The following is a 24,000-nucleotide window of genomic DNA, read 5'->3' as shown; positions in this document are numbered from 1 at the left end:
GTCCGTCAGACAGCTTCTGCAGTCGTAGGGATGACCGCGAGGGCGTCGATCTCCGCCAGGAATCCCGGGTGCACCAGACCGGCGACCTGGACCAGGGAGGAGGCCGGCAGGCGCTTCGGGTCGAGGAACTCGTCACGCGCCTGGCGGAAGGCCGGGAGGTCGCCCAGATCGGTGAGGAACACCGTGAGTTTCACGACGTGCTCCAGCCCGGCGCCGGCCGCTCCGAGCGCGGCCACCAGATTGCGGAACACCTGCCGGACCTGGGCCGCGGCGTCACCCTCCCCCACCAGCCGTCCCTCCGCGTCCAGCGGCACCTGCCCCGAGACGGCGACCACCGTCCCGGCCGCGGCCACCGCATGGCTGTAACCGTTCACCGGAGGCATCCCCTCGGGACGCTCGAAGTGCTGCACTGGTCCTCCCCTCCCTGGCACCCATCGATGACCCACCGACAGCGGGAGAGATCATGCCAGAGCGGCCTCGTCCGCCAGGTAAGCGAATCGCGGCCCCCGAGCGTATAGCGGGTGTGAAGCAGCTGGAGTTCAGCGAGTTCTACGAGGCCAGCCGGGACGCCTGCCTGAGGGCGGTGCTGGCCGGCGTGGGTGACCGGCAGTTGGCCGAGGACCTGGTCGCAGAGGCGTTCACCCGGGCCTGGACCTCCTGGCAGGTGGTGCGCGCGCATCCCGCGCCGCGCGCGTGGGTCGTCCGCACCGCCTTCAACACCAGGGTGTCCTGGTGGCGCAGGCGGCGCCGGGAGGTCGTCTGGGACGGCGCCGACGAGGCCGCGGACACCGCAGTGGCCGCGGTCGACCCATCCGGCCTGGACCCGGCCCTGCTGGCCGCGCTGCGCGCACTCCCGCAGCGGCAGCGGGAGGTGATCGCGTTCCGGGTCTTCCTGGACCTGGACACCCGAGCCACCGCCCAGGCCCTCGGCATCGCGCCGGGGACCGTCACCGCACATCTGGCACGCGCCGTGGCGACACTGCGCGACCACTTCGTCGGCGCGGGGAGCCTGGCGGACGACTTGGCGCACAACCTGGCAGACAATCTGGAGGTCGGACCATGAACGAGGACACCCCCGGGACCACCGAGGTCCTGGAGACACTGAAGGCATCGCTGGCCGGGGTCGGCATGCCGACCCCGGTCGAGCAGATCGTGGCCGCGGGCCGCGCGCGCGGGCGCCGTCGGCGCCTGGCCAAGGTCACCGTGGCCGCCGCGGCGGCCGCGGGCCTGGCGCTGGGCGTGACGACCTACGGCAACCCGTCGACGGCGCCGCCCACGGCCGGCGGCAGCGGCTCCCAGACAGCCGCCGTGCACATCCACACCGCCGCCTACACCGTGGACAGCAACGCCGACGGCACCATCCACGTGACCTGGGACAAGGCCAAGTACTTCGAGGACAGCGCGGGCCTCCAGGCAGCCCTGGCCAGGGCCGGATTCCCGGTGCTGGTGAAGACCGGGGAGTTCTGCCGGGGGCCGGCCGACCACGGGACGCTGGACCCCAGCGGCGTGGGGGCCGGGGTCGACAAGGTCATGAAGGGCGAGTCGCTGAGCGGCGGCAGGGTCGAGTTCGTCTTCGTCCCCTCGGCGATGCCCAAGGGCGAGCAGCTGTTCATCGGCTACCTGACGCCGGCTCAACTGGCGGTCACCCACGGGCGTCCCGGCTCGGTCGAGCGCCTGGTGCCGACCGGGGTACCGCTGGTCTGCAGCACCCAGGCGCCCGCTCCGAACCCCGGCAGCTAGCGCTCCCCGGGCTCAGACCCGGCGTGCGACGGTGACGATCTCGCGGCTGGTACCGGTGAGGGGGCCCCGGTGCCAGTCGCCGTACTGCGCCTCGATCGCGAAGCCGGCCTCGGCCAGGAAGTCCGCGAGTGTCGGGACGTCCAGGAAGCGCAGGCTGGTGCGGTCCACGCGCAGTACGGTGCCGTGCTCCTTGTCGGTGGTGGTCTCGGTGAAGGTCACCACGTCGCCGACGACCGACTCGACGTGGTGCGAGGAGCGCAGGACGCGCCCGCTCGGGTCCACGATGTCGTCGGCGTCGTCGACCGGCGCGGCGGGGTCGGTTTCCCAGGACTCCCAGGCGCGGGCCTGCGGGTGGCGCGTCTCGAAGGCGAACCGGCCGCCGTCGCGGAGGGCGGTACGGACCGCCGCGAGCGAGGCGCGCAGCTCGTCGTCGCCGACCAGGCACTGGAACGCATGGCTGACCATGGTCGCCAGGTCGAACTCACCGTCCCAGGCGGCATCGGCGGCCACCCCGAGCACCCACTCGACATCGCTGCGCCGTCGGGCCCGGTCCAGCGCCGCGCGGTCGGGGTCGATCCCGACGAGCCGGCCGGTGTGGCCGGACTCGCGGGCCCGGTGCAGCATGGCGCCGGTACCGCAGCCCACGTCCAGCACCGCGTCGGCGTCGCGGACCAGTCCGTCGTAGAAGGCGTCGCTGGGGAAGCGCTCCGGGTCCCAGGGGTTGAGCAGGTCGTAGAGGGCTGCGGCATCGGCGTCGGAGAACATCGCGACAGTGTAGATCGCGAGAGTGAAAATGGATCGACTGGAACCCGCGGCGAACCGTAATCTCGCCAGCATGGAACTGCTCTCGGTCAATGTCGGCCGGCCCCAGCCGAATCCGTGGAAGAGCGGTCCCGGTGACACCGGGATCGACAAGCGGCCGGTCGACGGCCCAGTGGCGGTCACCGCCCCGGGGCCGAAGGGCACCGGAGCGGTCGGCCTCGCCGGTGACCGCGTCTACGACGTGGACCATCACGGAGGCTACGACCAGGCCGTCTACGCCTACGCCCGGGAGGATCTCGACGGCTGGGAGGCGGAGTTGGGCCGACCGCTGCCCGGCGGCGCCTTCGGCGAGAACCTCACCACGCTCGGCCTGGACGTCACCGGCGCCCTGATCGGCGAGCGCTGGCACATCGGCCCGCAGGTGGTCCTGGAGGTGTCCTGCCCCCGCATCCCGTGCTCGACCTTCCAGGGGTGGCTGCGGCGCGAGGGCTGGATCAAGCGGTTCACCCAGGCCGCGGTGCCCGGCGCCTACCTGCGGGTGATCGAGCCGGGCGAGATCAGCGCCGGCGACCGCGTGGAGATCGGCCACCGGCCGGACCACGACGTCACCGTCGGGCTGGTCTTCCGCGCGGCGACGCTCGAACCCGAACTGCTGCCGAGGCTGCTGGTCGCCGACGCGCTGCCGGAGGAGGACAAGGAGCTGGTCCGCCGACGCCTGGCCAAGCGGTCCGGGCAGGAGTCCGGGTAGCGGGTGGGCGTCAGCTGCTCTCGCCCTCGTAGGCCTCCATGGTGCGGACGAAGACCGCCCGCTCGGCCGGGGTCAGCGGATCGAAGGCCGCACGCCAGGCACGGGCGCCGTTCGCCAGCCAGCGCTCGATCGCGGAGCGGGTCTCCGGGTCCTCGCTGAGGGCCACGATGGTCCGCCGCCGGTCCTCCGGATCGTCGCGCCGCTCCAGTACGCCCTGCTGGGTCAGGTCACTGACCATCAGGCTCACCGTGGTGGGCGCCACTTCGAGCCTGGCCGCCAGCTGACTGACCGGCATCGGCCCGTCGAAGAGCAGGTACGAGAGCAGCGACAGGTGTCGGGGGGCCAACTTCATCGACTGGAGCCGCTCCGGCAGCGGGATCCGCTTGATCCGGGCCGCCACCCTGGGCATCAGCAGCAGCATGGCCCGGATCGCGTCGTCGGTGCTGAGACCGCTGCCCGGATCCGGAACGGGGTCCAAGCCGGGCTCCGTCGCCACTCCAGCACCCCTTCCCAGCCGGCTCAGCGCCCAGTGCGCGGCCTTCCCTGAGCCGCCAGATTATCCGACGTCGCCGCGCAGGGCGGGCAGCAGCTGCTCCTCCTCGTAGGCGAAGTGCTGCTCCAGATCGGCCACCACCCGCTCCAGCTCGGCACGGACCGACCCGACCTCGCCGTCGGCACCGCTGGGCGCGGCGTCCAGCAGCTCTTCGAACTCCCTCAGGCCCTGCTCCACGACGGCGTGTTCCGCACGCAGCCGCGTGATCACCGGAACCAGGTGCGGGTACACCCGCTCGAACTCCGTGAAGGCACCGTCCTCGCGGGTGTGGTGCAGCTGCAGTCCGTAGCAGAAGGCCAGGCAGTGCCGGCGCAGCTGCGCGGCCGGTCCGAGCCCTTCGGACGCCGGCGCCGACGCCGACGCGGACGTAGACACCGACGCGGACGCTGGCGCCGACGCCGGGTCGAGGAGCGATGCGCGCAGCCGGGCGAGTTCGGCGCGCAGGTCCCGGTGGTGCGCCAGCAGCTGCTCCCCGACCAGCCGGGTCCGGGCCGGGTCCGCCGACAGGTCCAGGGGATGCAGGGCGATCACCGGGATCTGCCGCTCGGTCTTCTCCTGGTAGGCGCGAAAGGCCGGGTCGAGAGCGCACTGCCGCTCCCACAGCCGGTCCCGCTCCTCGCCCTGGAGGACGACCGCGCGGGTGGAGTAGGACCTCACCCGGCCCTCCTCGGTCCCGGTCTCTAGGGTGACCTGCGCGGTGCCGAGGATGTTGCGGTACCAGTCCGGGTGCCGGTCCTTCCCCATGTTCGAGCCGAAGACCACCACCCGCCCGCCCTCCCGCAGACACACGACCGGGGTCGTGTGCGGCTTTCCGCTCCGCACCCCGGCCGTGGTGATCAGCACCAGCGGGACCCCCTCGAACATGCCGCCCACCCGGCCGTTGTTCTCCCGGAACTCGTTGATGATCTGGTCGTTCCAGCCCATGCCGACTCCTCCGTCGGGGCCCGCGCATCCGGCGGAGCCCTCGCTAGCTTTGCTTTGCAAGCAAATGTATTACAGCATCGGCGGACCGGCACACGCAACGGCGAACGGCAGGAGCCGCCCCCGGCGGCACCACCGCTGTTAGCATCAACCGTGCAGATTTCGGCCAAGGCGGACTACGCGGTACGGGCCATGCTCGAGCTGGCCGCCCATGGCCCTGAGCTGGTGAAGGCCAATGTCCTGATCGACCATCAGGGGCTGCCGCGGAAGTTCGTCGAGACGATCCTGGTCGAACTCCGCCACGCCGGGTTGGTCTGCAGCCACCGCGGCGCCGAGGGCGGCTACACCCTGGCGAAGCCCGCCACCGAGATCAGCCTGGGGTCGGTCATCCGCGCCGTCGACGGCCCGCTCGCCGAGGTCCGCGGCCTGCGCCCGCACGAGACCGCCTACGCCGGCGCCGCCGAACACCTCCCCGAGGTCTGGGTCGCCGCCCGAGCCAGCCTGCGCCGCGTCCTCGACGAGACGACCCTCGCCCAGGTCCTCAGCGGCCGACTCCCACCCCACGTCCGAAAAATGGCCGCCACCCCGGACGCCTGGCTCCCCCGCTGACATCCGCTGAATCCGCGAAAAAACATGGCTGGACCCGACCGGGAACGGGCCCTTGACGAAGCCGTACGGGGGTAGGGCCGATCGCGCGGGCGGGGCCCGGGCCCAGAGGCCCACCCCCTCTGCCACCACCGCCGGACGGCCCCACGCGACCTGCGGCCACCCGCCCTGAGCTGGCCCTTCGCCGAAACCGTCAGTAGCATCCGGTCATCGTCGAAGGGGGTCGTCGGTCGGATGGACCGGAACATGCGCACGGTCGAGGACGTACTCAGGCTGCTGGACGACCTGTTCGCCCCCGAGGCGGACCGCTGGACGGCGGCCAACGGGGGCCCCTGGTGGGACGGCTTCTACGCGGACCGCTCCAGGGCGATCCCGTTCTTCGTCGCCAAGCCCGACGAGAACCTGGCCTCCTACCTGGACCGGGGCCTGGTCACGCCGGGTCGGGCCCTCGACTTGGGCTGCGGCCCCGGCCGGAACGCGCTGTTCCTGGCATCGCAGGGGTTCCAGGTGGACGCCGTCGACCTCTCCCCCGCCGCCATCGCCTGGGCCGAGGACCGGTCCCGCGACAGCGAAGCGGCGACGGCCGTCCGATTCCGCTGCGGCGACGCCTTCGCCCTCACCGCCACTGAGCTCACCGGGCCCTACGACCTGATCTGCGACTCGGGCTGCTTCCACCACCTGCCGCCGCATCGCAGGATCAGCTACCTCGACCTCCTTGACCGAGTCCTGGCCCCGGGCGGCCACCTGGCCCTCACCTGCTTCGCGTCCGGCGCGATGGGCTCCGAACTCCCCGATACCGACCTCTACCGCGAGGGCCGCCTCCACGGCGGCCTCGCCTACACTCCGGAGTCCCTGCGCTGGATCTTCTCCGGACTGACGAAAGTGGAACTGCGCCGCATGCGCGACGAGCCCCCCGAGTCCTCGCTGTTCGGCGAGCCGTTCCTCTGGACAGCCCTGTTCCAGCGCAAGACCGAGACCGGGACCGGGACCAGCGACGGAACCGGGACCCTGTAGCGACCGAGCCCCCATCCAGCGGCGGAGTGACCGGTGCGCGATTGCTCCCGCTGACCCACCGTCACCTCCATGGGGCGCGCCGCTCCGTGCCGGGCTGGGGTGGCTCGCTGTCGCTCACGGCCAACGACGAGGAGCGGGGCGGGTGGTGGGGCGTGCGCTGCCGGGCGGCGGGTCGGTGCCCTTCCGGGCGGGGCTGCGGAAACGTTCCTGCGTGGTGCCTGCGGCTGAACTGGGGTCACTTTTGGTACGTCGGGTCATTCTTGGTACGGGCAAGTGCGGATGAATCGGGCAAATGGGCAAGATCAAGTGACCCCTTGTCCCGAAAGTGACCCCGGTTCGCCCGATCACCCGGGCTTTGGGGTCACTCGTCCGACAATCCCTGACCGGTATGCCCGAATTCAGTGACCCCAACGCAGGTCGAGACCCCAAAACGGCCCAGAACGGCGCACGCGCCCCAGCCTCGCGCCCTCGCCGCACGCTTCGCGCCGGGCCCGGGCACCCCCTGCCCTTGTCGCGCGGCGAAGCCGCTTCTTTCCGGGCGCGAGCCCGGGAGACGGCGGCCGACTCGCGTCACCACACGCTGCCGTTGCAAACGTGGGGCGCTCCGAGCAACCCAGCGCTCACCCGTCCTGGCCAGCGAAGACCATGCGGGCGCCGCGGGCCGTGTCCATGTACTCGCGTACCCGGTGGATCAGTCCGTCGCGCAGCTCGAAGATGAAGCAGTAGTCGTTGCTGTAGCTGTTCCCGTTGGACAGCGTGGCCTCCATGGTCTCCTCCACCACGACGACGTCGCCGTCGGCGTGGAAGCCACGGAAGGTGACGGTGACGTCCTTGGTGAAGAGCCGGGGGAAGTCGACGGTCAGGAAGTGCACAATGGCTTCCCTCCCGACCATGTGGTTGCTCCCGCCGAGTGCGACGGCTGTCGCGTTGCCCGCCGGGGCCAACCATTCCGCGTCCTCGGTGAAGACTGCCGAGACCTGCTCCGGGTCGCGGGATGCGAACGCCCGCCATGCGCCCTGGACGAGCTCACGGCTCTGCTGCGAAGTCATGGCCGCGAGCCTAGGCTCGCCCGTCCGGGCGGGCTAGCGGGTTCCCGCCATGGTCACTTGATCCACTGTCGGTGCCTGGCCGCGAGAGGAACCGAATCCGCCCCTCGCTCTCACATCGGGAGCGAGTGCAGCCGCACCGCTCCGGCAGGCCAGTAGGCGCCGTCGTGGAGCGGCGTCCACATGGTCCGCAGCGGCATGGTCACGGGTCCCTCCGGCTGCTCGACCTGGACGTCCTGGTCAAGCAGGTGCCAGCCGAGTCGCTGGTAGAGCGGGACGAGCGGCGGTCGGCAGAACAGGAGCCCGAACCGGGGACCCATCGTCCGTGCGTGGTCCAGGGCCGCGGAGACGACCGACCGTGCGAGTCCTTGCCCCCGTAGATCGGGCGCGACGGCCACTCCGCCGATGCCCACGACCTCCGTTTCGACAGCGCCGATCACGATGGGGAGTTGCAGCAGACCGGTATGGGCGACGAGGCGGCCGTTCTGCCTGATACCGAAGTGGTCCTTCTTGGGCAGCCACGTCAGTCCGGCCTCCGCCACTCCGAAGGGATCGGCGCCGTCGCCGAGGATCTCCGTCTGGTCGGCCTTCGTATACTCCGTGAGTCGCAACACGGTCCGCGATGTCGGGGCGAAGTGATCAGTCATCACGCCATGATCCTTGTCGGGTCGACCTGCGGACAACCGGGATACGCGGATGTCCCGAGCGGTTCTCGCACCCGGAGGTGGTCCGCTGTGGCGCTCGGAGCGTTCGCCCTGCTCTGCGGGGTGGCCGGCCTGCTGGTCCTGGTGATCGGCGCGCGGGCGGTCCGTCGTAGGGTGCGGACGCGCCGGACCCTGAGTGACGGGCTGCCGGCGGACGGGCAGGTGCTGCACGTCTACACCGTTCCCGGGGATCAGGGCCGCGACGGGGTGCAGCATGCGGTGGTGGCCTTCCGTACGGTGGACGGCCGAAGGATGCTGACCAACGACGAGTCCGGCCTGTCTCGGGCCGTCGGCGATCAGGTCCCGGTCCGCTACCTGCCGGAACGTCCGCAGGACGCGGTCCTCGCGGACCTGCCACCGAACCTGCCGGGCGCGGTACTCCTCGGACTGTGCGGAACCGGGTTCGCGGTCGCCTGTCTGTCTGCCGCCGTACTGGCAATCGTCCGACTGCGGTGACCGTCCGCCCCGTCCCTCCGCGATCACAGAAGGACGGGGCGGACGGCCCTGACGGTTGCTCAGGAGTTGGTGAGCGGGAGGCCGGGCGGGTTGACCAGGGAGGTGGGGACGGCCTCGTTGGAGAGGTTCCAGGCGGCCAGCCACTTGGCGTAGTCGCCGTTCTTGATGAGGTAGTTGATGGCGTCGGCGAGCGGCTTGGCCAGGCCGTCGCCCTTCTTGGTGGTGGCGGCGATCAGCCCCTGGAGGCTGGCGCCGGCGCCGGAGAACTTGCCGGCGCTCCGGGTCGGGTTGGGCGTCTTCGCGGTCTGGGTGATGTGGTAGGCGAGCTCGGGGTTGGGCTCGAAGTAGGTGTCGATCTTGCCCGAGTCCAGGGCCAGGTACGTGGTGTTGGCGTCGGGGTAGTACTTGATGGTGAGGGTCTTGCCCTCGGCCTTGAGGGTGGACTGCCACTTCTCCAGGATCTTCTCCTGGTTGGTGCCGGCGCCCACGGCGACGGTCTTCCCGGCGAGGCTCTCCGCCGTGCCGTCGAAGTTCCAGCTGTTGCTCTTGAGGACCTCGAAGCCGAGGTTGTCCTGCCGGTAGCTGGCGAAGTCGTACTTGGTCTTGCGCTGCTCAGTGTCGGTGATGTTGGAGAAGCCCACGTCGGTCTTCCCGCTGTCGATGCCGACGAAGAGGTTGTCCCAGGTCGCGTTGGCCAGCACCGGCTTGAGGCCGAGGACCGCGGCGACCAGGCGGCCGATGTCCGGCTCGGAGCCGGTGAGGGTCTTCTGGTCGGAGCCGGTGTAGCCCAGCGGCGCAGAGCCGGCGGGCAGCAGGCCGAGGCCGATGGTGAGCTCGCCGCTGTCGCGTACCGACGCGGGCAGCTCGGCCCGGATCGAGTCGACCTGGGCGACGGTGAGGTCGACCTCGGTCGCGGCCCCGTTGGAGAGTGCGCCGACGGCGACGACGGTGCTCCCCGCCGGTGCGGCGGCGGCTGCGGTCTCGGTCTTGGCGGTGGTGGTGCTTCCGCAGGCGGTCAGGCCGATCGCGAGGGCGCTCAGAGCGGCGGTGGCGGGGATGAGGCGGACACGTCTGGACACGGCGCTGGACATGGTTCTCCTGGGACTTGGCTGTGCTTGCGAATGGGAATGTGGTTGGGACGGGGTCAGCGGACGGGGGGTCAGAGGACCCTGCTGAGGAACTCCCTGGTGCGCGGGTGCTGCGGGTTGTCCAGCACCTCCGCCGGGCTGCCCTGTTCGAGGATGCGGCCGCCGTCGAGGAAGACGACCAGGTCGGCGACCTCGCGGGCGAAGCCGATCTCGTGGGTGACCACGATCAGGGTGGTGCCACTACCGGCCAGGTCCTTGATGACGGCCAGCACCTCGCCGACCAGTTCGGGGTCGAGCGCTGAGGTCGGCTCGTCGAACAGGATCAGTCCGGGCTTCTGCGCCAGCGCCCGGGCGATGGCGACGCGCTGCTGCTGTCCGCCGGACAGCTGGCGCGGGTAGGCGTCCGCCTTGTCGGCCAGGCCCACCCGTTCCAGCAGGTCGCGCGCGGTCGCCCGGGCCTCCTCCCGGGTCGCGCGCCCGGTCGCCACCGGCGCGGCGGCGATGTTCTCCAGTGCGGTCAGGTGCGGGAACAGGTTGAAGCCCTGGAACACGAAGCCGATTCCGGCGCGCTGGGCCAGGATCGCCCGTTCGCCCAGCTCCTTGAGCCGCTCCCCGTGGCGGCGGACCCCGATCAGCTCCCCGTTGACGCTGACGTGCCCGACGTCCAGCTGTTCGAGGTGGTTGATCGCCCGCAGCAGTGTGGACTTCCCCGAGCCGGACGGGCCGAGGATCACCGCGACCTGTCCGGGCTGGACGGTGAGGTCGACGCCGTCCAGGACCCGGTTGGCGCCGTACCACTTGTGCGCTCCGTGCACCTCGACGGCGGCGGCCGTGGCGGTCAGCGTGGTGGTGCCGGTCATGAGTTCACCGTGCTTCCGAAGTCGGCGCGTTCGCGCAGCTGCCGCAGGCTCACCCGGAGCCGCTGCAGCGGTGTCGGCGGGACGGTGCGCAGCGCCCCGCGGGAGTAGTGGCGCTCCACGTAGAACTGCACGACGGAGACGACGCTGGTCAGGACCACGTACCAGACGGTGGCCACCAGCAGCAGCGGGACCACGTCGCCGGGGTAGGTGCTGCCCATGTTCTGGACCTCGCCGAACAGGTCGAGCAGCGAGACGTAGAACACCAGCGAGGTGCCCTTGATCAGGCCGATGAGCTGGTTGACGTAGGCGGGGACGATGGCTCGCAGCGCCTGCGGCAGCACGATGCGTCGGAACTGGTAGCCCCTGGGCAGTCCCAGCGCCGCAGCGGCTTCGTGCTGTCCCTGGTCGACCGAGAGGATGCCGGACCGGACCACCTCGGCGGCGTAGGCGGCCTCGTTGAGGCTGAGCCCGAGGGTCGCCACCACCAGGTCGGTGGCCAGCGCCGACTCGTTGAAGTGGACGAAGCCGGGACCGAAGGGCACGCCCAGGCTGAGCGTCTTGTAGAGGGCGCTGAAGTTGTAGAGCACCAGCAGCACGACGATCAGCGGGACCGAGCGGAACAGCCAGATGTAGGTCCAGCTGACGGCCCGGAGGATCGGGTTCCTCGACTGCCTCATCAGGGCCAGCACGATGCCGCCGACCAGGCCGAGCACCGCGCTCAGCGCGGCGACCTCCAGGGTGACCAGCAGGCCCTGCAGGATCACCGGGCGGGCGAACCAGTACTGGAAGCGGCCCCACTGGTAGAACGGGTTGGTCACCAGGCCGTGCGCGAACTGGGCGACCAGGACCAGGACCACGGCGGTCGCGATCCAGCGGCCCGGGTGCCGCAGCGGGATGACCCGCTGGCGGGACAGCGGCGCATCGGACCGGGTGTCAGACGGAGCGTCAGACGTCGCCGAGGCGGACGGGGTTCGGCTCGGCGGTCTGTCGGCGACCTCGAACGGTGGTGCGGGGATGGACTGTTCGGACATCGGAGGGGTCTCCTGCCGGCTCAGAAGGTGGTGGGCGGGTTGACGACCGAACGGGTGACGCCGGTACCCGGGACCCCCCATTTGGCGAAGATCTTCGCGTAGTCGCCGGTGGCGATGAGCTTGTTGACCGCGTCACTGAGCGCCTTGGCGATCGGCGACCCCTTCGCGGTGACGAAGCCGACCGGCGTGGTGCCGACCTGGCCGAGGTACTTGGTGCCGGGGATGTGCGCGGCGTCGTACTTCAGCCCCAGCGTGGGGCCGAAGTAGATGTCGACCTTCCCGTTGGCCAGGCCCAGGAAGATCGGCGCGGTGTCGGCGAAGTACTGCACCTTGTAGGGGCTCTTGCCGGCCGCTGCGCACTTGGACGCGCCGTCGGTGAGCAGCTGCTGGAAGGTGGTACCCGGGCTGGTGGCGACGTTGTAGCCGCACAGGTCGGTGATGCTGGTGGCGCTGTCGATCTTCAACCCGGCGGCACCGAGGAAGGACTGACCGTCGTTCAGGTAGGTCGTGAAGTCGACCACCTGCTCCCGGGCCTTGGTGGCACCGAAGTTGGCCTGGCCCACGTCGTATTTCCCGTTCTGCACACCGGGGATGACGGTGGGGAAGGTGCCGAACTCGACGTTCCAGCTGACTCCCAGCACCTTGGCGACCGCATCGCGCAGGTCGACGTCCAGCCCGACCTGCTTGCCGTCCGAGCCCTGGCCGCCGTGCGGGAGGTTGGAGCTGCCGACCGCCTTGACGGTGCCCAGGGTGAGCGTGCCGCTGCTGCGGACCGCCGCCGGGAGTTCGGCCTTCAGGGCCGGGTCGGCCTGGATCGAGGAGACGACGTCCTGGCTGGGTATCGCCGTCGACGCCGCCTGGGCGGAGCCCGCGGAGCCGCTGGACGCGCCGCCGCCGGCAGCCGGCGTCACCGTGGTGCCGGAGCTCGATCCGCAGGCGGTGAGCAGGGCCAGCGCGGCAGAGGCCGCGAGGGCGGCGTAGGCGGTGCGGGGGAGATGGCGATTCGGCACAGCGGTTCCTTTCGAAGGGCAGGCCGTGAAGGGCCGTGAGGTCCGGGACGAGGCAAGGGGGTGCCGTGAGAGGCGGAAACGGGGGGTGGGAACGGGGGGTGGGAACGGGAGGTGGGTGCCGCTGCGCGACGCTGCGAGCGGTGTGCTGTTACAGGACCGCGGCGAGGAAGGCGCGGGCCCGGTCGTGGCCGGGGTTGTCGAGGACGTCGGCCGGGGCGCCGGACTCGATGACGCGTCCGCCGTCGAGGAACACCACGGAGTCGGCGACCTCGCGGGCGAAGCCGATCTCATGGGTGACCACGATCATCGTCATCCCGCTGAGGGCGAGGTCGCGCATCACCGCCAGTACCTCGCCGACGAGTTCGGGGTCCAGCGCACTGGTGGGCTCGTCGAACAGCAGCAGCCGGGGTTCCATGGCCAGCGCGCGGGCGATGGCCACCCGCTGCTGCTGTCCGCCGGACAGCTGCCGGGGATAGGCGCTCTCGCGCCCGTCCAGTCCCACCCGCTCCAGCAGTTCCCTGGCCTGGACCGCGGCGGACTTCCTGGTCAGGCCCCGGACGGCGACCGGGGCCTCGATGATGTTCTCCAGCACCGTCAGATGCGGGAAGAGGTTGAACTGCTGGAACACCATGCCGACCGCGGCGCGCTGCCTGGTGATCGTACGGTGGCCCAACTCGTGCAGCCTGCTGCCGTGGTGGCGGTAGCCGATGATCTCGCCGCCCACCTCGACGAAGCCGGCGTCCGGCTTCTCCAGGTGGTTGATGCTGCGCAGCAGGGTGGACTTGCCCGAGCCCGAGGGGCCCAGCAGCACGGTCACCTCGCCCTCGCGCACATCCAGGTCGATGCCGTCCAGGACCAGGTTGGCGCCGAAGCTCTTGCGCAGTCCGCGGATCCGGACCAGGGGCTCCTGGGTCTGCTCAACGGCGCTCATGACAGGCCCGCCAGTTCGCGTCCGCTGCGGCCGCCGGCCGCACCGTTGGCGCCGCTGGCGCCGAACAGCGGGATGTTGCCGCGGAAGAGCTGCCAGAAGCCGGTCCCGCCGCTGCCGCCGCGCCGGCTCCCGCGGGCGTAGTGGCGCTCGACGAAGAACTGGCCGATCGAGAGCAGCGTGGTGAGGATGATGTACCAGAGCGTCGCGACCAGCAGCAGAGGGATGATCAGGTAGTTCTGGTTGTAGATGAGTTGGGACGAGTAGAGCAGGTCCTGCACCGCGATCACGCTGACGATCGAGGTCGCCTTCAGCATCCCGATGAGCAGGTTGCCGGTGGCCGGGATGATCGCCGGCATCGCCTGCGGCAGCACGATCCTGCGGAAGATCCTGGCCCGGCCGAGGCCGAGCGCCTCGGCGGCCTCGGTCTGGCCGTGCTCCACGGAGAGGATGCCACCCCTGACGATCTCGGAAGCGAAGGCCGCCACGTCCAGGGTCAGGCCGACGAAGGCAGCGAGGATCCCGCTGAACAGGTGGGCCGTCCGCACCATCGCGAACTCGTGCCCGAACGGGATGCCGAGCGACAACTGCGGGTAGAGCGAAGCGAGTTCGTACCAGAAGAGCAGCTGGACCAGCGGTGGGACCGAGCGGACCAGCCAGACGAAGCCGAAGCTGACCGACCGCAGCACCGGATTGCCGGACAGCCTCATGACCGCCACGCCGATGCCGAGCAGATAGCCGGTCGCCATCACCGCCGCGGTCAGCCACAGCGTCAGGACCAGGCCGTTCACGATCGAGCCGTTGAGGAAGTAGCTGCCGACCACGTCCCACTGGAACCGCTTGTTGGTCAGCAGGGTGTGGACGAACATGGCCAGCAGGACGAGCAGGGCGAGAGCCGAGATCCACTGGCCGGGGCGGCGCAGCGGGACCAGCTTCGCGGCGAGCAGCTGCCCGTCCTCGGGGCGCTGGTGCAGCGGGCGGTCGTCGGTGACCGGAGGGGGAGGCTCGGGCGCGACGGCGGTGCGCGCAGAGGTGTCCGGACTGCTCATGGGGGTGTGGGTTCCGTCCCGTGAGAACGCCGCAGCGCGCCGTGGAGGCACGGCGGGGGGCGTGAATGGGGTGACAGGTGCCGGGAATGAAGGCAGGGAGAGAAGGGTGCGGTCAGCGGACCGCGCACGTCTCCGGACACAGGGCACTGCTCACCCGCAGCAGATCGACGTGGCGACGCGAGTACGTTCCGGCTACTGCTCGACGCACTGCTCTCACCTCCGCTTTCGATCTCGCGCTTACAGGACTGTGGCGTCCCGTCGGGTCGTCACCTGGAGCACCCCGCCGCGTCGGAGGGTTGCCGGTCAGCCAGCCAGGGCTTGACGCTGACGCTCATAACCAGGGATCACGGTAACCCGTCCGGCGCATTTAGACAATGCCTATCGGTTCGGTGGAGATTCGCTGGAGGCTCGCTGGAGCGGCCCCGGGCCTCCCCCGGACCTCCGCGGACCTCCTCGGCCATCCCCAGTCGATCACTGGGGATTGTGTTCGACGCCCATCCGGAGTTAGCGTGTGAGCAGGTTACGAGCGTCAGCAACAAGCCCTGGCTGGCTGACCAGCAACCCTCCGACGCGGCGGGGTGCTCCAGGTGACGACCCGACAGGACGGCGCAGTCCTGTAAGCGCGCAAGCTGAACCGGAGGTGAGAGCAGTGCGTCAACCAGTGGGCACGTACTCGCGTCGCCATATCGATCTTCAGCGCATCGCCAGCGCCCTCTGTCCGGCCGCCTGAGCAGCACCCCCGCTCGACGGGCGCTGCGCCGCCGTACCTCCGGCCACCGCTCCGAAGCACCTCTCCCGCTGCAGCGGTCCTCTCGCTGAAGCACCCACCCTCCCGCCGACTCCGCCCCGGGCCGCCCCGGCGCGGGTCCCCCTCGGCATGCCCGCCGCACCATCGGGCCCCAATCGAGCAGGAAGCGATCTCCCCCATGCCTCTCCCACACCCCGCCCTCCATCTGGCCGTCGCCCTCGACGGCACGGGTTGGCACCCCGCCGCCTGGCGGCTGCCCGACGCCCGGCCCGAGGGGCTCTTCACCGCGGCGTACTGGGCGGACCTCGTCGCCGAGGCCGAGCGCGGACTGCTGGACTTCGTCACCATCGAGGACTCCCTGGGCCTCCAGTCGGCCGAGACCTTCGCCCCGGACCGGCGCACCGACCAGGTCCGCGGGCGGCTGGACGCGGTGCTGACCGCCGCCCGGATCGCCCCGCTCAGCCGGCACATCGGCCTGGTGCCGACCGCCACGGTCACCCACACCGAGCCGTTCCACATCTCCAAGGCGATCGCCACCCTCGACTTCGTCAGCAGCGGACGCGGCGGGGTGCGGGTCCAGGTGTCGGGACGCCCGCACGAGGCCGAGCTCTTCGGCCGCCGAACGCTGCCGCCGTTCACCTTCGAGGACTTCGAGCGCCCCGAGGTCCAGGCCCTGGTCGGCGAGCTGTTCGACGAGGCGGCCGACTACGTCGAGGTGCTGCGACGGCTCTGGGACAGCTGGGAGGACGACGCCGAGATCCGCGACGTCGCCACCGGCCGCTTCATCGACCGCGAGAAGCTGCACTACATCGACTTCGAGGGCAGCGCCTTCAGCGTGAAGGGGCCGTCGATCACCCCGCGTCCCCCGCAGGGTCAGCCGCTGGTCACCGCGCTGGCGCACCAGACCATCCCCTACCGGCTGGTCGCCCGCTCCACCGACCTCGGCTTCACCACCCCGCACGACGCGGACGACGCCCGCGGCATCGTCGCCGAGATCCGCGCGGAGCAGGCCGCGGCCGGGCGCGCCGACCAGACCGTGCACATATTCGGCGACCTGCTGGTCTTCCTGGACGACGCCCCCGGCGCGGCCGCGGCCCGCCGGGACCGGCTGGACGAGCTGGCCGGCACCCCGCTGACGAGCGACGCCGAGGTCTTCGCCGGCACCGCCGGCGACCTCGCCGACCTGCTGCTGGAGTGGCAGCAGGCCGGGCTGGCCGGCTTCCGGCTGCGCCCGGCCACCCTCCCCCACGACCTGGAGCAGATCACCCGCCGGCTGGTCCCCGAACTGCAGCGCCGCGGAGCCTTCCGCACCGCCTACGAGGCGGACACCCTGCGCGGGCTGCTCGGGCTGCCCCGCCCGGGGAGCCGCTACACCGCCGCAACCTCTGCCACCGCCTCCGCCGCCACCTCTGTCTGAGCGCTTGTTCCACCACCGAGACCTAAGGACGCCTGTCGCATGAGCAAGCCACTCAAGCAGATCCACCTCGCCGCGCACTTCCCCGGCGTGAACAACACCACGGTGTGGAGCGATCCGGCCGCCGGAAGCCAGATCGACTTCAGCTCCTTCGTCCACCTGGCGCGCACGGCGGAGCGCGCCAAGTTCGACTTCCTCTTCCTGGCCGAGGGGCTGCGGCTGCGCGAGCAGGGCGGACAGATCTACGACCTGGACGTGGTCGGCCGCCCGGACACCTTCGCCGTCCTGGCCGCGCTGGCCGCGGTCACCGACCGGCTCGGACTGGCCGGCACCATCAACTCCACCTTCAACGAGCCCTACGAGGTGGCCCGGCAGTTCGCCTCGCTGGACCACCTCTCCGCGGGCCGCGCCGCCTGGAACGTGGTCACCTCCTGGGACGAGTTCACCGGGCAGAACTTCCGCCGCGGCGGCTTCCTGGCCCAGGAGGACCGATACGAGCGGGCCAAGCAGTTCCTCACCGCCGCCCAGGTGCTCTTCGACTCCTGGCGGGGCGACGAGATCGTCGCCGACAAGGAGTCCGGCACCTTCCTGGCCGACCCGGACGTCGGACGCTTCCAGCACCGGGTGAGCCAGTTCGACATCGCCGGGCAGTTCAACGTCCCGCGCAGCCCGCAGGGACGGCCGGTGATCTTCCAGGCCGGCGACTCCGAGGAGGGCCGGGAGTTCGCCGCCTCCTCCGCCGACGCCATCTTCAGCCGGCACAGCACCCTGGAGGCCGGACGCGCCTTCTACACCGACGTCAAGGACCGGCTGGACCGGTACGGGCGCGGCCGGGACGAGTTGCTGATCCTGCCCGCGGCCACCTTCGTCCTCGGCGACACCGACGCGGACGCCCAGGAGAAGGCCGCGCTGATCCGGCGCCAACAGGTCAGCGGGCAGACCGCGATCAAGTTCCTGGAGCAGCTCTGGAACCGCGACCTGAGCGACCACGACCCGGACGGTCCGCTGCCCGAGGTCGACCCGCTGGTCGGCGAGAACACCATCGCCAAGGGGCGGGCCAGCGTCCGGATGCACCGCGACCCGCTGGACGTGGCCCGGCAGTGGCGGGAGCTGGCCGCCACGAAGAACCTCTCCAGCCGGGAGGTGATCATCGAGGTGACGGGACGTCAGTCCTTCATCGGCACACCGTCGAAGGTCGCCGAGACGATCAACGAGTTCGTGCAGACCGACGCCAGCGACGGCTTCATCCTGGCCCCGCACCTGACCCCGGGCGGCATCGACGAGTTCGCCGACACCGTCGTCCCGCTGCTGCAGGAGCGCGGGGTGTTCCGCAGCGAGTACGAGGGCACCACGCTGCGCGACCACCTCGGCCTGGCCGCACCGCGGAACCGGGACGAGAACCGGGACGAGAACCGGAACCGGGCCACCGAGAGGGCTGCGTCGTGAAGTTCATCACCATCACCCTGATCGTCCACTCCCCCGACCCGGTCACCGGCCGGCAGCCGTCGACCCAGGAGCGCTTCCGCCAGGTGGTCGACAGCGCGCTGCTCGCCGAGGAGCTCGGCTTCGACGGCTTCGGCGTCGGCGAACGGCACGAGCGCCCCTTCATCTCCTCCTCCCCACCGGTCGTGCTCAGCCACGTCGCCGCGCTGACCAAGCGGATCCGCCTGTTCACCGCGGTGACCACGCTCAGCCTGCTCGACCCGGTCCGCGCCTACGAGGACTACGCCACCCTGGACCACCTCTCCGGCGGCCGGCTGGAACTGATCATCGGCAAGGGCAACGGCGCCGCCCAGCGCGAGCTGTTCCAGGTCACCCCCGAGGACCAGTGGGACCGCAACGCCGAGTCCTACGAGCTGTTCCGGCAGATCTGGCGCAACGACAAGGTCACCGCCTCTCCCAAGTTCCGCCCGGAGCTGCTGGACGCGGAGGTCTGGCCGCGGCCGTTCCAGCAGCCGGTCCGGGTCTGGCACGGCAGTGCCACCAGCCGGGAGTCGGTGGACCTGGCCGCCCGCTACGGCGACCCGCTGTTCTCCGCCAACGTCACCAACCCGATCGAGCCCTACGCCGAACTGATCCGCTACTACCGCGAGCGCTGGGAGCACTACGGCCACGACCCGGCCCGCGCGGCCGTCGGCGCCGGCACGGCCGGCTTCTACGCCGCGCCGACCTCGCAGCAGGCGCTCGCCGACTACCGCCCGGTCTTCGAGGGGTACCTGGGCTTCCAGAAGCGGCTCGGCGTCGAGCCGGTGTTCCCCACCCTGGAGGACTTCGTCGAGCGCAGCTCGGCCCTGATCGGCAGCCCGCAGCAGATCGTCGACAAGGTGCACCGCTACCACCAGCAGTTCGGCCACAGCGTGCTCCATCTGCACGCCGAGGCAGGCGGGCTGACGGATGCTCAGCACCGGGACTCGCTGGAGCTGTTCCAGTCCGACATCGCACCGGAGCTGCGCCGGTCCATCCCCGACCCGCCCTGGGCCTGGGCCCCCGTCAACACTCCGGCAGCAGCACCGGCCCCCGAAGGAGCCTGACCGCCATGTCCACCACCCCGCTCGCCGTCCTGGACCTGGTCCCGATCAGCTCCGGATCCACCGCCAGGCAGGCCCTGCACAACAGCATCGACCTGGCCCGGCAGACCGAACGCTTCGGCTACAGCCGCTACTGGTTCGCCGAACACCATCTCAACCCCGGCGTCGCCGGGACCTCGCCCGCCGTGGTGCTGGCCCTGACCGCCGCCGCGACCACCCGGATCCGGCTCGGTGCCGGCGCGGTCCAGCTGGGCCACCGCACCGCGCTGGCCACCGTCGAGGAGTTCGGCCTGCTGGACGCCCTGCACCCGGGCCGCTTCGACCTCGGCCTGGGCCGCTCCGGCGGCAAGCCGGCGCCGTCCCGCGAACCGGCCCTGGTCGGCGGCACCGCCGTGGTCGACGGCTACACCCCCAACGGACTGCGCATCCCGGCCAAGTTCGACTTCCGCCACCTGCTCAAGTCGCCGCGGTTCGTCCTTCACAAGAAGCTGCTGCAGCAGCCGAACGCGGAGGCGCAGGACTACGCCGAGCAGGTCGACGACATCCTCGCGCTGATCGCCGGCAGCTACCGCACCGCGGACGGTGTGGAGGCCCATGTGGTGCCCGGCGAGGGCGCGGACCTGGAGGTGTGGATCCTCGGCAGCAGCGGCGGCACCAGCGCGGAGGTCGCCGGCGCCAACGGACTGCGCTTCGCCGCCAACTACCACGTCAGCCCGGCCACCGTGGTCGAGGCCGCCGAGGGCTACCGCGCCGCGTTCCGTCCCTCCGCGGTACTGGACCGCCCCTACGTCAGCGTCTCCGCCGACGTGGTGGTCGCCGAGGACGAGGCCACCGCGCGGGAGCTGGCCACCGGCTACGGGCTGTGGGTGCGCAGCATCCGCAGCGGCGAGGGCGCGATCCAGTTCCCCACCCCGGACGAGGCCCGCGCGCACGTCTGGAGCGACCAGGACCGCGCCCTGGTCCAGGACCGGGTGGAGACCCAGTTCACCGGAACCCCGCAGCAGGTCGCCGACCAGCTGGAGATCCTCCGCGACGCCACCGGCGCCGACGAGCTCGTGGTCACCACCATCACCCACGACCACGCCGACCGGGTCGCCTCCTACCGGCTGCTCGCCGAGGAATGGGCGCGCCGGTCATGACGGTTACAGCAACAGACCCCTTGCTTCGGAGGAGAACAGTGACCCAGGCTCAGGCCCAGAACGACGTGGCCCTGCACCCCGCCGAACTGCGCCGCGTCTTCGGCGCGTTCCCGACCGGGGTCACCGCGATCGCGGCACTGGTGGACGGGGCGCCGGTCGGCCTCGCCGCCAGCTCGTTCACCTCGGTCTCGCTCGACCCGCCGCTGGTCTCGGTGTGCGTCGCGCACAGCTCGACCACCTGGCCAGTGCTCAGCGGCAGCGCCCGACTGGGCGTCAGCGTGCTCAGCGCGCAGCAGGAACTGGCCTGCCGGCAGCTGGCCGCCCGGGACGGCGACCGCTTCGCCTCGCTCGACTGGCGGGCCACCGAGGACGGCGCGGTCCTGGTCGAGCAGGCCGCCGCCTGGCTGGACTGCAGCGTGGAGCAGCTGATCCGGGCCGGGGACCACGACATCGTGCTGCTCCGGGTCCACGAACTGGACGCCGACCCGGCGGTCCCTCCGCTGGTCTTCCACGCGAGCGGCTTCCGCCGCCTCGAAGCCGCCTGAGCCCGGGGGAGGGCCCGCGCGCGACCACCACGGCGGAAGAACGGTGAGCACCGTATCTTCCGCCGTGGCCTGCTTCGCCTCACTAGTTCGAGCGGCCGTCCCGCGCGGGCAGCGCCTCACCGCAACGGCTGCAGTAGCGCGCGGACGCCTCCGTCGCCAGCCGGCCGCACTCCGGGCAGACCCGGTCGAGCAGGCAGGGACCCTCACCGCCCTCGGCGACGGCGGCGACGGCTGCGCGGAGGCTGCCGAGATTGCCGATCCCGAGCGGCGGACGCCGCTGGTGCACCGTCAGGTAGGCCAGCCCGGTCGGACCCGCAGCGAGCGCACGGCGACTGCCCCGCGGCAACCACACCACCGCACGCGGCTCCAGCTCCAGTCCCCCCTCCGGCCCGTCCAACCGGCCGCCGCCCTCCAGCACCACCAGCAGCACGTCCAGATCGTTCTCGGCATGCTCCCCCACCGCGGCCCCGGGGCCCAGCCGCACCAGATTGGAGTCCAACTGCCGCCCCGGCTCCGCCAACCGCCACAGCGCCCCACCACGGCCGGCCTCTACCCCGGCGGCGTACGCGGCCTCCAGGTCGACCAACAGCAGGGGAACGGTAGGAACGGTGGGCATGGCGACCGCCTTCTTGTGCGCGGAGTGGAACCACCATCATCCCCCTCACCTCCTAGACTCCGGGCGATGATCGACCGCGCGTCCCGCGCGGCGGGTGGAAGCGGGGGCAGGGATGGCAGGCGAGAGTGTCGGTGCGGGGACTTCGCGGCACAGGCGGCTCTGGGCCGTCGGGGTGCTGCCTGCGGTGGCTGCGGTGCTGCTCGGCGTCTGGTTGGCGACGGACGGGTGGGCACGGGTTCAGGACGCTCTCGACGGCCCGGACGCATCGGAGCCGTCCTGTTCCTGGTCCGCCCGTGTCGAAGGCGCCGACGCCGACCAGGCCGGCTTGATCCGCTGCTACCTGCGCGCCCTCGCCCAGCACAGCGAGAGCGGGCTCCGCGCCGTGGTCCCGTCCCAGGACAACCAAGGCCCCACCGGATTCACCGCCGCGGACTTCACCCACAGCCGCGACGCCGCCGCCGGCCCCGCGACCGTGACGGTCAAGCCCAACGACTCGGACAGCGCCGACGCATCGGTGACGATCAGTTACATCGACGGAGCACACGACCAGTTGGAGATCCACGGCGCGAACCCGGCGTCGGCCCATTCGTGGCGGTTCGTCAGCGTAGGCACCTACCCGAGCAACCCGAACGAGCCGTCCGCCGCAATCCCCTCGCGGTAGCGCGGCCCAGGCCGGCTGGATTCCTTCGGGCCATGCTGGACCGGGGCGCACGTCACGGGTACCGTCGCTCGCCATGACCCCCACCCTGCGCACCGAGCGCCTGCTTCTGGAGCCGTACACCCCCGCCGACGAAGAGGACTTCGTGGCACTGTTCCAGGACGAGCGGGTGTCCAGGTGGATGGGCGACGGTCCCGCCTCCGAGGCGGAGGACCGTGCGCTGTTCGGCCGGATCTTCACCAAGGTGTACCCCATGAACCGGTTCGACGTCTGGGCCGTGCGGCGCGACGGCCGCCTGGTCGGCCATGCCGAGATCAAGCCGGCAACCGTCGTCGACGGCTACGAGATCATCTACGCGCTGGCCGCGGAAGCATGGGGCCAAGGCCTGGGCACCGAACTGGCGAACGCCATCGTCACCTACGCCTTCGACTCCATGGCCCTGACCGAAGTCCACGCCACCGTCGCCGAACCGAACCAGGCCTCCCTGACCCTGCTGCGCAAACTCGGGTTCCACCACGTCCGGAACATCAAGGAGGACGACGGCAGCACGACCTGCCTGCTCACCCGCGACATGGTCGAGGTCGAGGTCGTTCCGGAGAAGGTGGCCTGGGTCCTGCTCCGTGACGGGCGGGTGCTGGTGGCGCGCAACCGCGGCGTCGACCTCTTCTACTTCCCCGGCGGAATGCGGGAACCAGGCGAATCCGACGCCGAGACCCTGACCCGCGAGATCGCCGAGGAACTCCAGTCCCGGATCGACACGGCCACGATGGTGCACGTCGGCACCTTCGAGACGCAGCGGGAATCCGACGGAAAAACCGAGTTCCGGATGATCTGTTACACCGCCGAGTACTCCGGTCCCCTGCTCGCCGCGAACGAGATCGCCGAGACGGACTGGTTCGGCTACGCCGATCGCTCGCGGGTTTCGGCAGTCGGCCAGATGGTTTTCGACATGCTCCACTCCTCCGGCCGGCCACTGCTCTGACGCGGTTGAGTCCGGTTCAGCCCAACGCGAGCCAGTGCAGCCCCAGCCGCTCGATCTGGTCCGACTCCCAGGCGTCGAGCGGTGCTCGCCCTGTCGCCTTGCGCAGGAACGTTGGGCGGCTCCAGCCGAGTTCGTCCACCAGCTTCGCTCCCGAACCTGCCAGCAACTGGAGCAGCAGGTCTCCGGCCTCCTGCGTCAGCCACGGTTCGCGGCCCAGGGCGTCGGCGAGGTCGAGCCCGTGGACGGCGACCTCGACCACCCGAGTGAGCATGAAGTCGGACAGGAGCATGGCGTCCCCGTGCCGGGTCAACACCACCCGCTCCTCCGGCTCCTGCCGACACTGCCCGTCCACCCTGCGCGAGATCTCCCCGAAGCTCGCAGCCAGCGCAGCACCCGAGGCGTGCCCGGCGGAACACTCCTCCGCCAGGCGCAGACGAGCCGTGTTGGTCGCAACAGCGAAGCGATGGTCCGGGCGGTAGTACTCCCTCGCCGACACCTCGGCCCGTTCGGGTGAAGGCCCGACCAACATGCCCGGAACCCAGCCCAGCACCACGCACACATGCCCCAGCAGTTCGCGTGCCGACCAGGGTTCGCAGCGCGTGGGCCGCGTCCACTCGTCCTCACTGACCTGGGCAGCCCGGTGTGCGAGTTCCTCCGCCTCCGCCCGGAATGCGTCCATCACCTCAGCCAGATCCATGGCGATCAAGCTACCCGTCGGTGGTGATCTCACCGGCCGCCCGCGGTCGCGTGCGGGGGTTGTAACCGTGGGGCTGCGGTGGGGGACACCGGGGTGCAACAGCGGGTTTCTAGCGTTCCGGGTGGCGGGGTCGTCCTGCCGGTGTGGACGAGAGGGG

General features: G+C 71.0%; 29 protein-coding genes, 1 pseudogene and 2 riboswitches. Of the genes and pseudogenes, 15 read left to right on the top strand and 15 right to left on the bottom strand.

Annotated features, from left to right (window positions below; all coding sequences use genetic code 11):
• Positions 1 to 5: 5 nt before the first annotated feature.
• Positions 6 to 383 carry a RidA family protein gene (locus tag IF29_RS0102885; protein WP_030249015.1) on the bottom strand — a complete coding sequence of 126 codons (378 nt, stop codon included), beginning with the start codon at positions 381 to 383 and terminating at the stop codon, positions 6 to 8.
• Positions 384 to 523: 140 nt separating this feature from the next.
• On the opposite strand from IF29_RS0102885, the gene IF29_RS41505 reads away from it, so the two are divergent.
• Positions 524 to 1,063: a sigma-70 family RNA polymerase sigma factor gene (locus IF29_RS41505; RefSeq protein ID WP_063757413.1), complete on the top strand. Its 540-nt coding sequence runs from the start codon at positions 524 to 526 to the stop codon at positions 1,061 to 1,063.
• Entirely contained in the window at positions 1,060 to 1,740 is a 681-nt protein-coding gene (locus IF29_RS0102875; RefSeq protein ID WP_030249009.1) for a hypothetical protein, read from the top strand. Before IF29_RS41505 ends, IF29_RS0102875 begins: the two co-directional genes overlap by 4 nt.
• 12 nt (positions 1,741 to 1,752) lie before the next feature.
• On the opposite strand, the gene IF29_RS0102870 is transcribed toward IF29_RS0102875, so the two are convergent.
• A complete protein-coding gene (locus IF29_RS0102870; RefSeq protein ID WP_030249006.1) occupies positions 1,753 to 2,505 on the bottom strand; it encodes a class I SAM-dependent methyltransferase in 753 nt (250 codons plus the stop codon).
• A 70-nt stretch (positions 2,506 to 2,575) separates the two neighbouring features.
• Between IF29_RS0102870 and IF29_RS0102865 the strand changes: the two genes are divergently transcribed.
• A complete protein-coding gene (locus tag IF29_RS0102865) occupies positions 2,576 to 3,250 on the top strand; it encodes an MOSC domain-containing protein (RefSeq protein WP_030249004.1) in 675 nt (224 codons plus the stop codon).
• 10 nt (positions 3,251 to 3,260) lie between these two features.
• On the opposite strand, the gene IF29_RS0102860 is transcribed toward IF29_RS0102865, so the two are convergent.
• The gene (locus tag IF29_RS0102860) at positions 3,261 to 3,671 is read right to left on the bottom strand and encodes a MarR family winged helix-turn-helix transcriptional regulator (RefSeq protein WP_037594199.1); all 411 of its coding nucleotides are present in this window, start codon (positions 3,669 to 3,671) and stop codon (positions 3,261 to 3,263) included.
• Between the two features lie 135 nt (positions 3,672 to 3,806).
• Positions 3,807 to 4,727, bottom strand: a complete 921-nt coding sequence (locus IF29_RS0102855; RefSeq protein ID WP_030248999.1) for a nitroreductase/quinone reductase family protein — start codon at positions 4,725 to 4,727, stop codon at positions 3,807 to 3,809.
• Positions 4,728 to 4,877: 150 nt separating this feature from the next.
• On the opposite strand from IF29_RS0102855, the gene IF29_RS0102850 reads away from it, so the two are divergent.
• Together IF29_RS0102850 and IF29_RS0102845 are read left to right on the top strand one after the other, a co-directional pair.
• Positions 4,878 to 5,333, top strand: a complete 456-nt coding sequence (locus tag IF29_RS0102850; RefSeq protein WP_030248996.1) for an RrF2 family transcriptional regulator — start codon at positions 4,878 to 4,880, stop codon at positions 5,331 to 5,333.
• Positions 5,334 to 5,564: 231 nt separating this feature from the next.
• Positions 5,565 to 6,344: a class I SAM-dependent methyltransferase gene (locus IF29_RS0102845; RefSeq protein ID WP_030248993.1), complete on the top strand. Its 780-nt coding sequence runs from the start codon at positions 5,565 to 5,567 to the stop codon at positions 6,342 to 6,344.
• A gap of 620 nt (positions 6,345 to 6,964) precedes the next feature.
• On the opposite strand, the gene IF29_RS0102840 is transcribed toward IF29_RS0102845, so the two are convergent.
• Positions 6,965 to 7,393, bottom strand: coding sequence for a nuclear transport factor 2 family protein (locus tag IF29_RS0102840; protein ID WP_030248990.1), 429 nt, complete (start codon positions 7,391 to 7,393; stop codon positions 6,965 to 6,967).
• Between the two features lie 110 nt (positions 7,394 to 7,503).
• Positions 7,504 to 8,037, bottom strand: coding sequence for a GNAT family N-acetyltransferase (locus IF29_RS0102835; RefSeq protein WP_030248987.1), 534 nt, complete (start codon positions 8,035 to 8,037; stop codon positions 7,504 to 7,506).
• An 87-nt stretch (positions 8,038 to 8,124) separates the two neighbouring features.
• Here IF29_RS0102835 and IF29_RS0102830 point away from each other — a divergent pair, with 87 nt between their 5' ends.
• On the top strand, positions 8,125 to 8,550 hold the full coding sequence (locus tag IF29_RS0102830) for a DUF3592 domain-containing protein (protein ID WP_030248983.1): 426 nt from the start codon (positions 8,125 to 8,127) through the stop codon (positions 8,548 to 8,550).
• 59 nt (positions 8,551 to 8,609) lie between these two features.
• Here the strand turns inward: IF29_RS0102830 and IF29_RS0102825 are convergent, their stop codons facing one another.
• The 7 genes from IF29_RS0102825 to IF29_RS48895 form a co-directional block, all read right to left on the bottom strand.
• A complete protein-coding gene (locus IF29_RS0102825; protein ID WP_030248980.1) occupies positions 8,610 to 9,641 on the bottom strand; it encodes a transporter substrate-binding domain-containing protein in 1,032 nt (343 codons plus the stop codon).
• Positions 9,642 to 9,709: 68 nt separating this feature from the next.
• The gene (locus IF29_RS0102820; protein ID WP_030248977.1) at positions 9,710 to 10,498 is read right to left on the bottom strand and encodes an amino acid ABC transporter ATP-binding protein; all 789 of its coding nucleotides are present in this window, start codon (positions 10,496 to 10,498) and stop codon (positions 9,710 to 9,712) included.
• On the bottom strand, positions 10,495 to 11,529 hold the full coding sequence (locus IF29_RS0102815; protein WP_030248974.1) for an amino acid ABC transporter permease: 1,035 nt from the start codon (positions 11,527 to 11,529) through the stop codon (positions 10,495 to 10,497). The genes IF29_RS0102820 and IF29_RS0102815 overlap by 4 nt, the downstream gene beginning before the upstream one ends.
• 20 nt (positions 11,530 to 11,549) lie before the next feature.
• Positions 11,550 to 12,539, bottom strand: a complete 990-nt coding sequence (locus IF29_RS0102810; protein ID WP_030248971.1) for a transporter substrate-binding domain-containing protein — start codon at positions 12,537 to 12,539, stop codon at positions 11,550 to 11,552.
• A gap of 148 nt (positions 12,540 to 12,687) precedes the next feature.
• Positions 12,688 to 13,440 (bottom strand): amino acid ABC transporter ATP-binding protein, encoded by a 753-nt coding sequence (locus IF29_RS0102805; protein ID WP_198037259.1) that lies wholly within the window; start codon positions 13,438 to 13,440, stop codon positions 12,688 to 12,690.
• A 26-nt stretch (positions 13,441 to 13,466) separates the two neighbouring features.
• On the bottom strand, positions 13,467 to 14,516 hold the full coding sequence (locus tag IF29_RS0102800) for an amino acid ABC transporter permease (protein WP_084713414.1): 1,050 nt from the start codon (positions 14,514 to 14,516) through the stop codon (positions 13,467 to 13,469).
• A gap of 112 nt (positions 14,517 to 14,628) precedes the next feature.
• Entirely contained in the window at positions 14,629 to 14,724 is a 96-nt protein-coding gene (locus IF29_RS48895; RefSeq protein WP_380522758.1) for a putative leader peptide, read from the bottom strand.
• A 20-nt stretch (positions 14,725 to 14,744) separates the two neighbouring features.
• Positions 14,745 to 14,855, bottom strand: a riboswitch (SAM riboswitch).
• 179 nt (positions 14,856 to 15,034) lie between these two features.
• A riboswitch (SAM riboswitch) is annotated at positions 15,035 to 15,145 on the top strand.
• 11 nt (positions 15,146 to 15,156) lie between these two features.
• Between IF29_RS48895 and IF29_RS48890 the strand changes: the two genes are divergently transcribed.
• The 6 genes from IF29_RS48890 to IF29_RS0102775 all read left to right on the top strand — a co-directional run bounded on the left by IF29_RS48890 (position 15,157) and on the right by IF29_RS0102775 (position 20,890).
• On the top strand, positions 15,157 to 15,246 hold the full coding sequence (locus IF29_RS48890) for a putative leader peptide (protein WP_380522756.1): 90 nt from the start codon (positions 15,157 to 15,159) through the stop codon (positions 15,244 to 15,246).
• Between the two features lie 196 nt (positions 15,247 to 15,442).
• Positions 15,443 to 16,681: an LLM class flavin-dependent oxidoreductase gene (locus IF29_RS0102795; protein ID WP_051724805.1), complete on the top strand. Its 1,239-nt coding sequence runs from the start codon at positions 15,443 to 15,445 to the stop codon at positions 16,679 to 16,681.
• Positions 16,682 to 16,720: 39 nt separating this feature from the next.
• The gene (locus tag IF29_RS0102790) at positions 16,721 to 18,124 is read left to right on the top strand and encodes an NtaA/DmoA family FMN-dependent monooxygenase (RefSeq protein WP_051724804.1); all 1,404 of its coding nucleotides are present in this window, start codon (positions 16,721 to 16,723) and stop codon (positions 18,122 to 18,124) included.
• Entirely contained in the window at positions 18,121 to 19,209 is a 1,089-nt protein-coding gene (locus IF29_RS0102785) for an LLM class flavin-dependent oxidoreductase (RefSeq protein ID WP_030248957.1), read from the top strand. Before IF29_RS0102790 ends, IF29_RS0102785 begins: the two co-directional genes overlap by 4 nt.
• 5 nt (positions 19,210 to 19,214) lie before the next feature.
• A complete protein-coding gene (locus IF29_RS0102780) occupies positions 19,215 to 20,345 on the top strand; it encodes an LLM class flavin-dependent oxidoreductase (RefSeq protein WP_030248955.1) in 1,131 nt (376 codons plus the stop codon).
• Positions 20,346 to 20,383: 38 nt separating this feature from the next.
• Positions 20,384 to 20,890 (top strand): flavin reductase family protein, encoded by a 507-nt coding sequence (locus IF29_RS0102775; protein WP_232241994.1) that lies wholly within the window; start codon positions 20,384 to 20,386, stop codon positions 20,888 to 20,890.
• Between the two features lie 82 nt (positions 20,891 to 20,972).
• Here the strand turns inward: IF29_RS0102775 and IF29_RS0102770 are convergent, their stop codons facing one another.
• Positions 20,973 to 21,506 carry a zinc ribbon domain-containing protein gene (locus IF29_RS0102770; RefSeq protein WP_030248952.1) on the bottom strand — a complete coding sequence of 178 codons (534 nt, stop codon included), beginning with the start codon at positions 21,504 to 21,506 and terminating at the stop codon, positions 20,973 to 20,975.
• Between the two features lie 112 nt (positions 21,507 to 21,618).
• Here IF29_RS0102770 and IF29_RS0102765 point away from each other — a divergent pair, with 112 nt between their 5' ends.
• From IF29_RS0102765 to IF29_RS47320, 3 genes and pseudogenes are all read left to right on the top strand, one after another.
• The gene (locus tag IF29_RS0102765) at positions 21,619 to 22,167 is read left to right on the top strand and encodes a hypothetical protein (RefSeq protein WP_157623539.1); all 549 of its coding nucleotides are present in this window, start codon (positions 21,619 to 21,621) and stop codon (positions 22,165 to 22,167) included.
• Positions 22,168 to 22,240: 73 nt separating this feature from the next.
• Positions 22,241 to 22,729 (top strand): annotated as a pseudogene (locus tag IF29_RS47325) (GNAT family N-acetyltransferase); the annotation flags it as partial.
• Positions 22,730 to 22,735: 6 nt separating this feature from the next.
• Positions 22,736 to 23,146: an NUDIX hydrolase gene (locus tag IF29_RS47320; protein ID WP_232242005.1), complete on the top strand. Its 411-nt coding sequence runs from the start codon at positions 22,736 to 22,738 to the stop codon at positions 23,144 to 23,146.
• Positions 23,147 to 23,162: 16 nt separating this feature from the next.
• On the opposite strand, the gene IF29_RS0102755 is transcribed toward IF29_RS47320, so the two are convergent.
• A complete protein-coding gene (locus tag IF29_RS0102755; RefSeq protein ID WP_030248946.1) occupies positions 23,163 to 23,843 on the bottom strand; it encodes a maleylpyruvate isomerase family mycothiol-dependent enzyme in 681 nt (226 codons plus the stop codon).
• Between the last annotated feature and the right edge of the window lie 157 nt (positions 23,844 to 24,000).

It is taken from the genome of Streptacidiphilus jeojiense, from assembly GCF_000719095.1.
Lineage (GTDB): Bacteria > Actinomycetota > Actinomycetes > Streptomycetales > Streptomycetaceae > Streptacidiphilus > Streptacidiphilus jeojiensis.
Note: the sequence above shows the minus strand (reverse complement) of the source record. Positions and strands in the feature narration are given on the sequence as shown.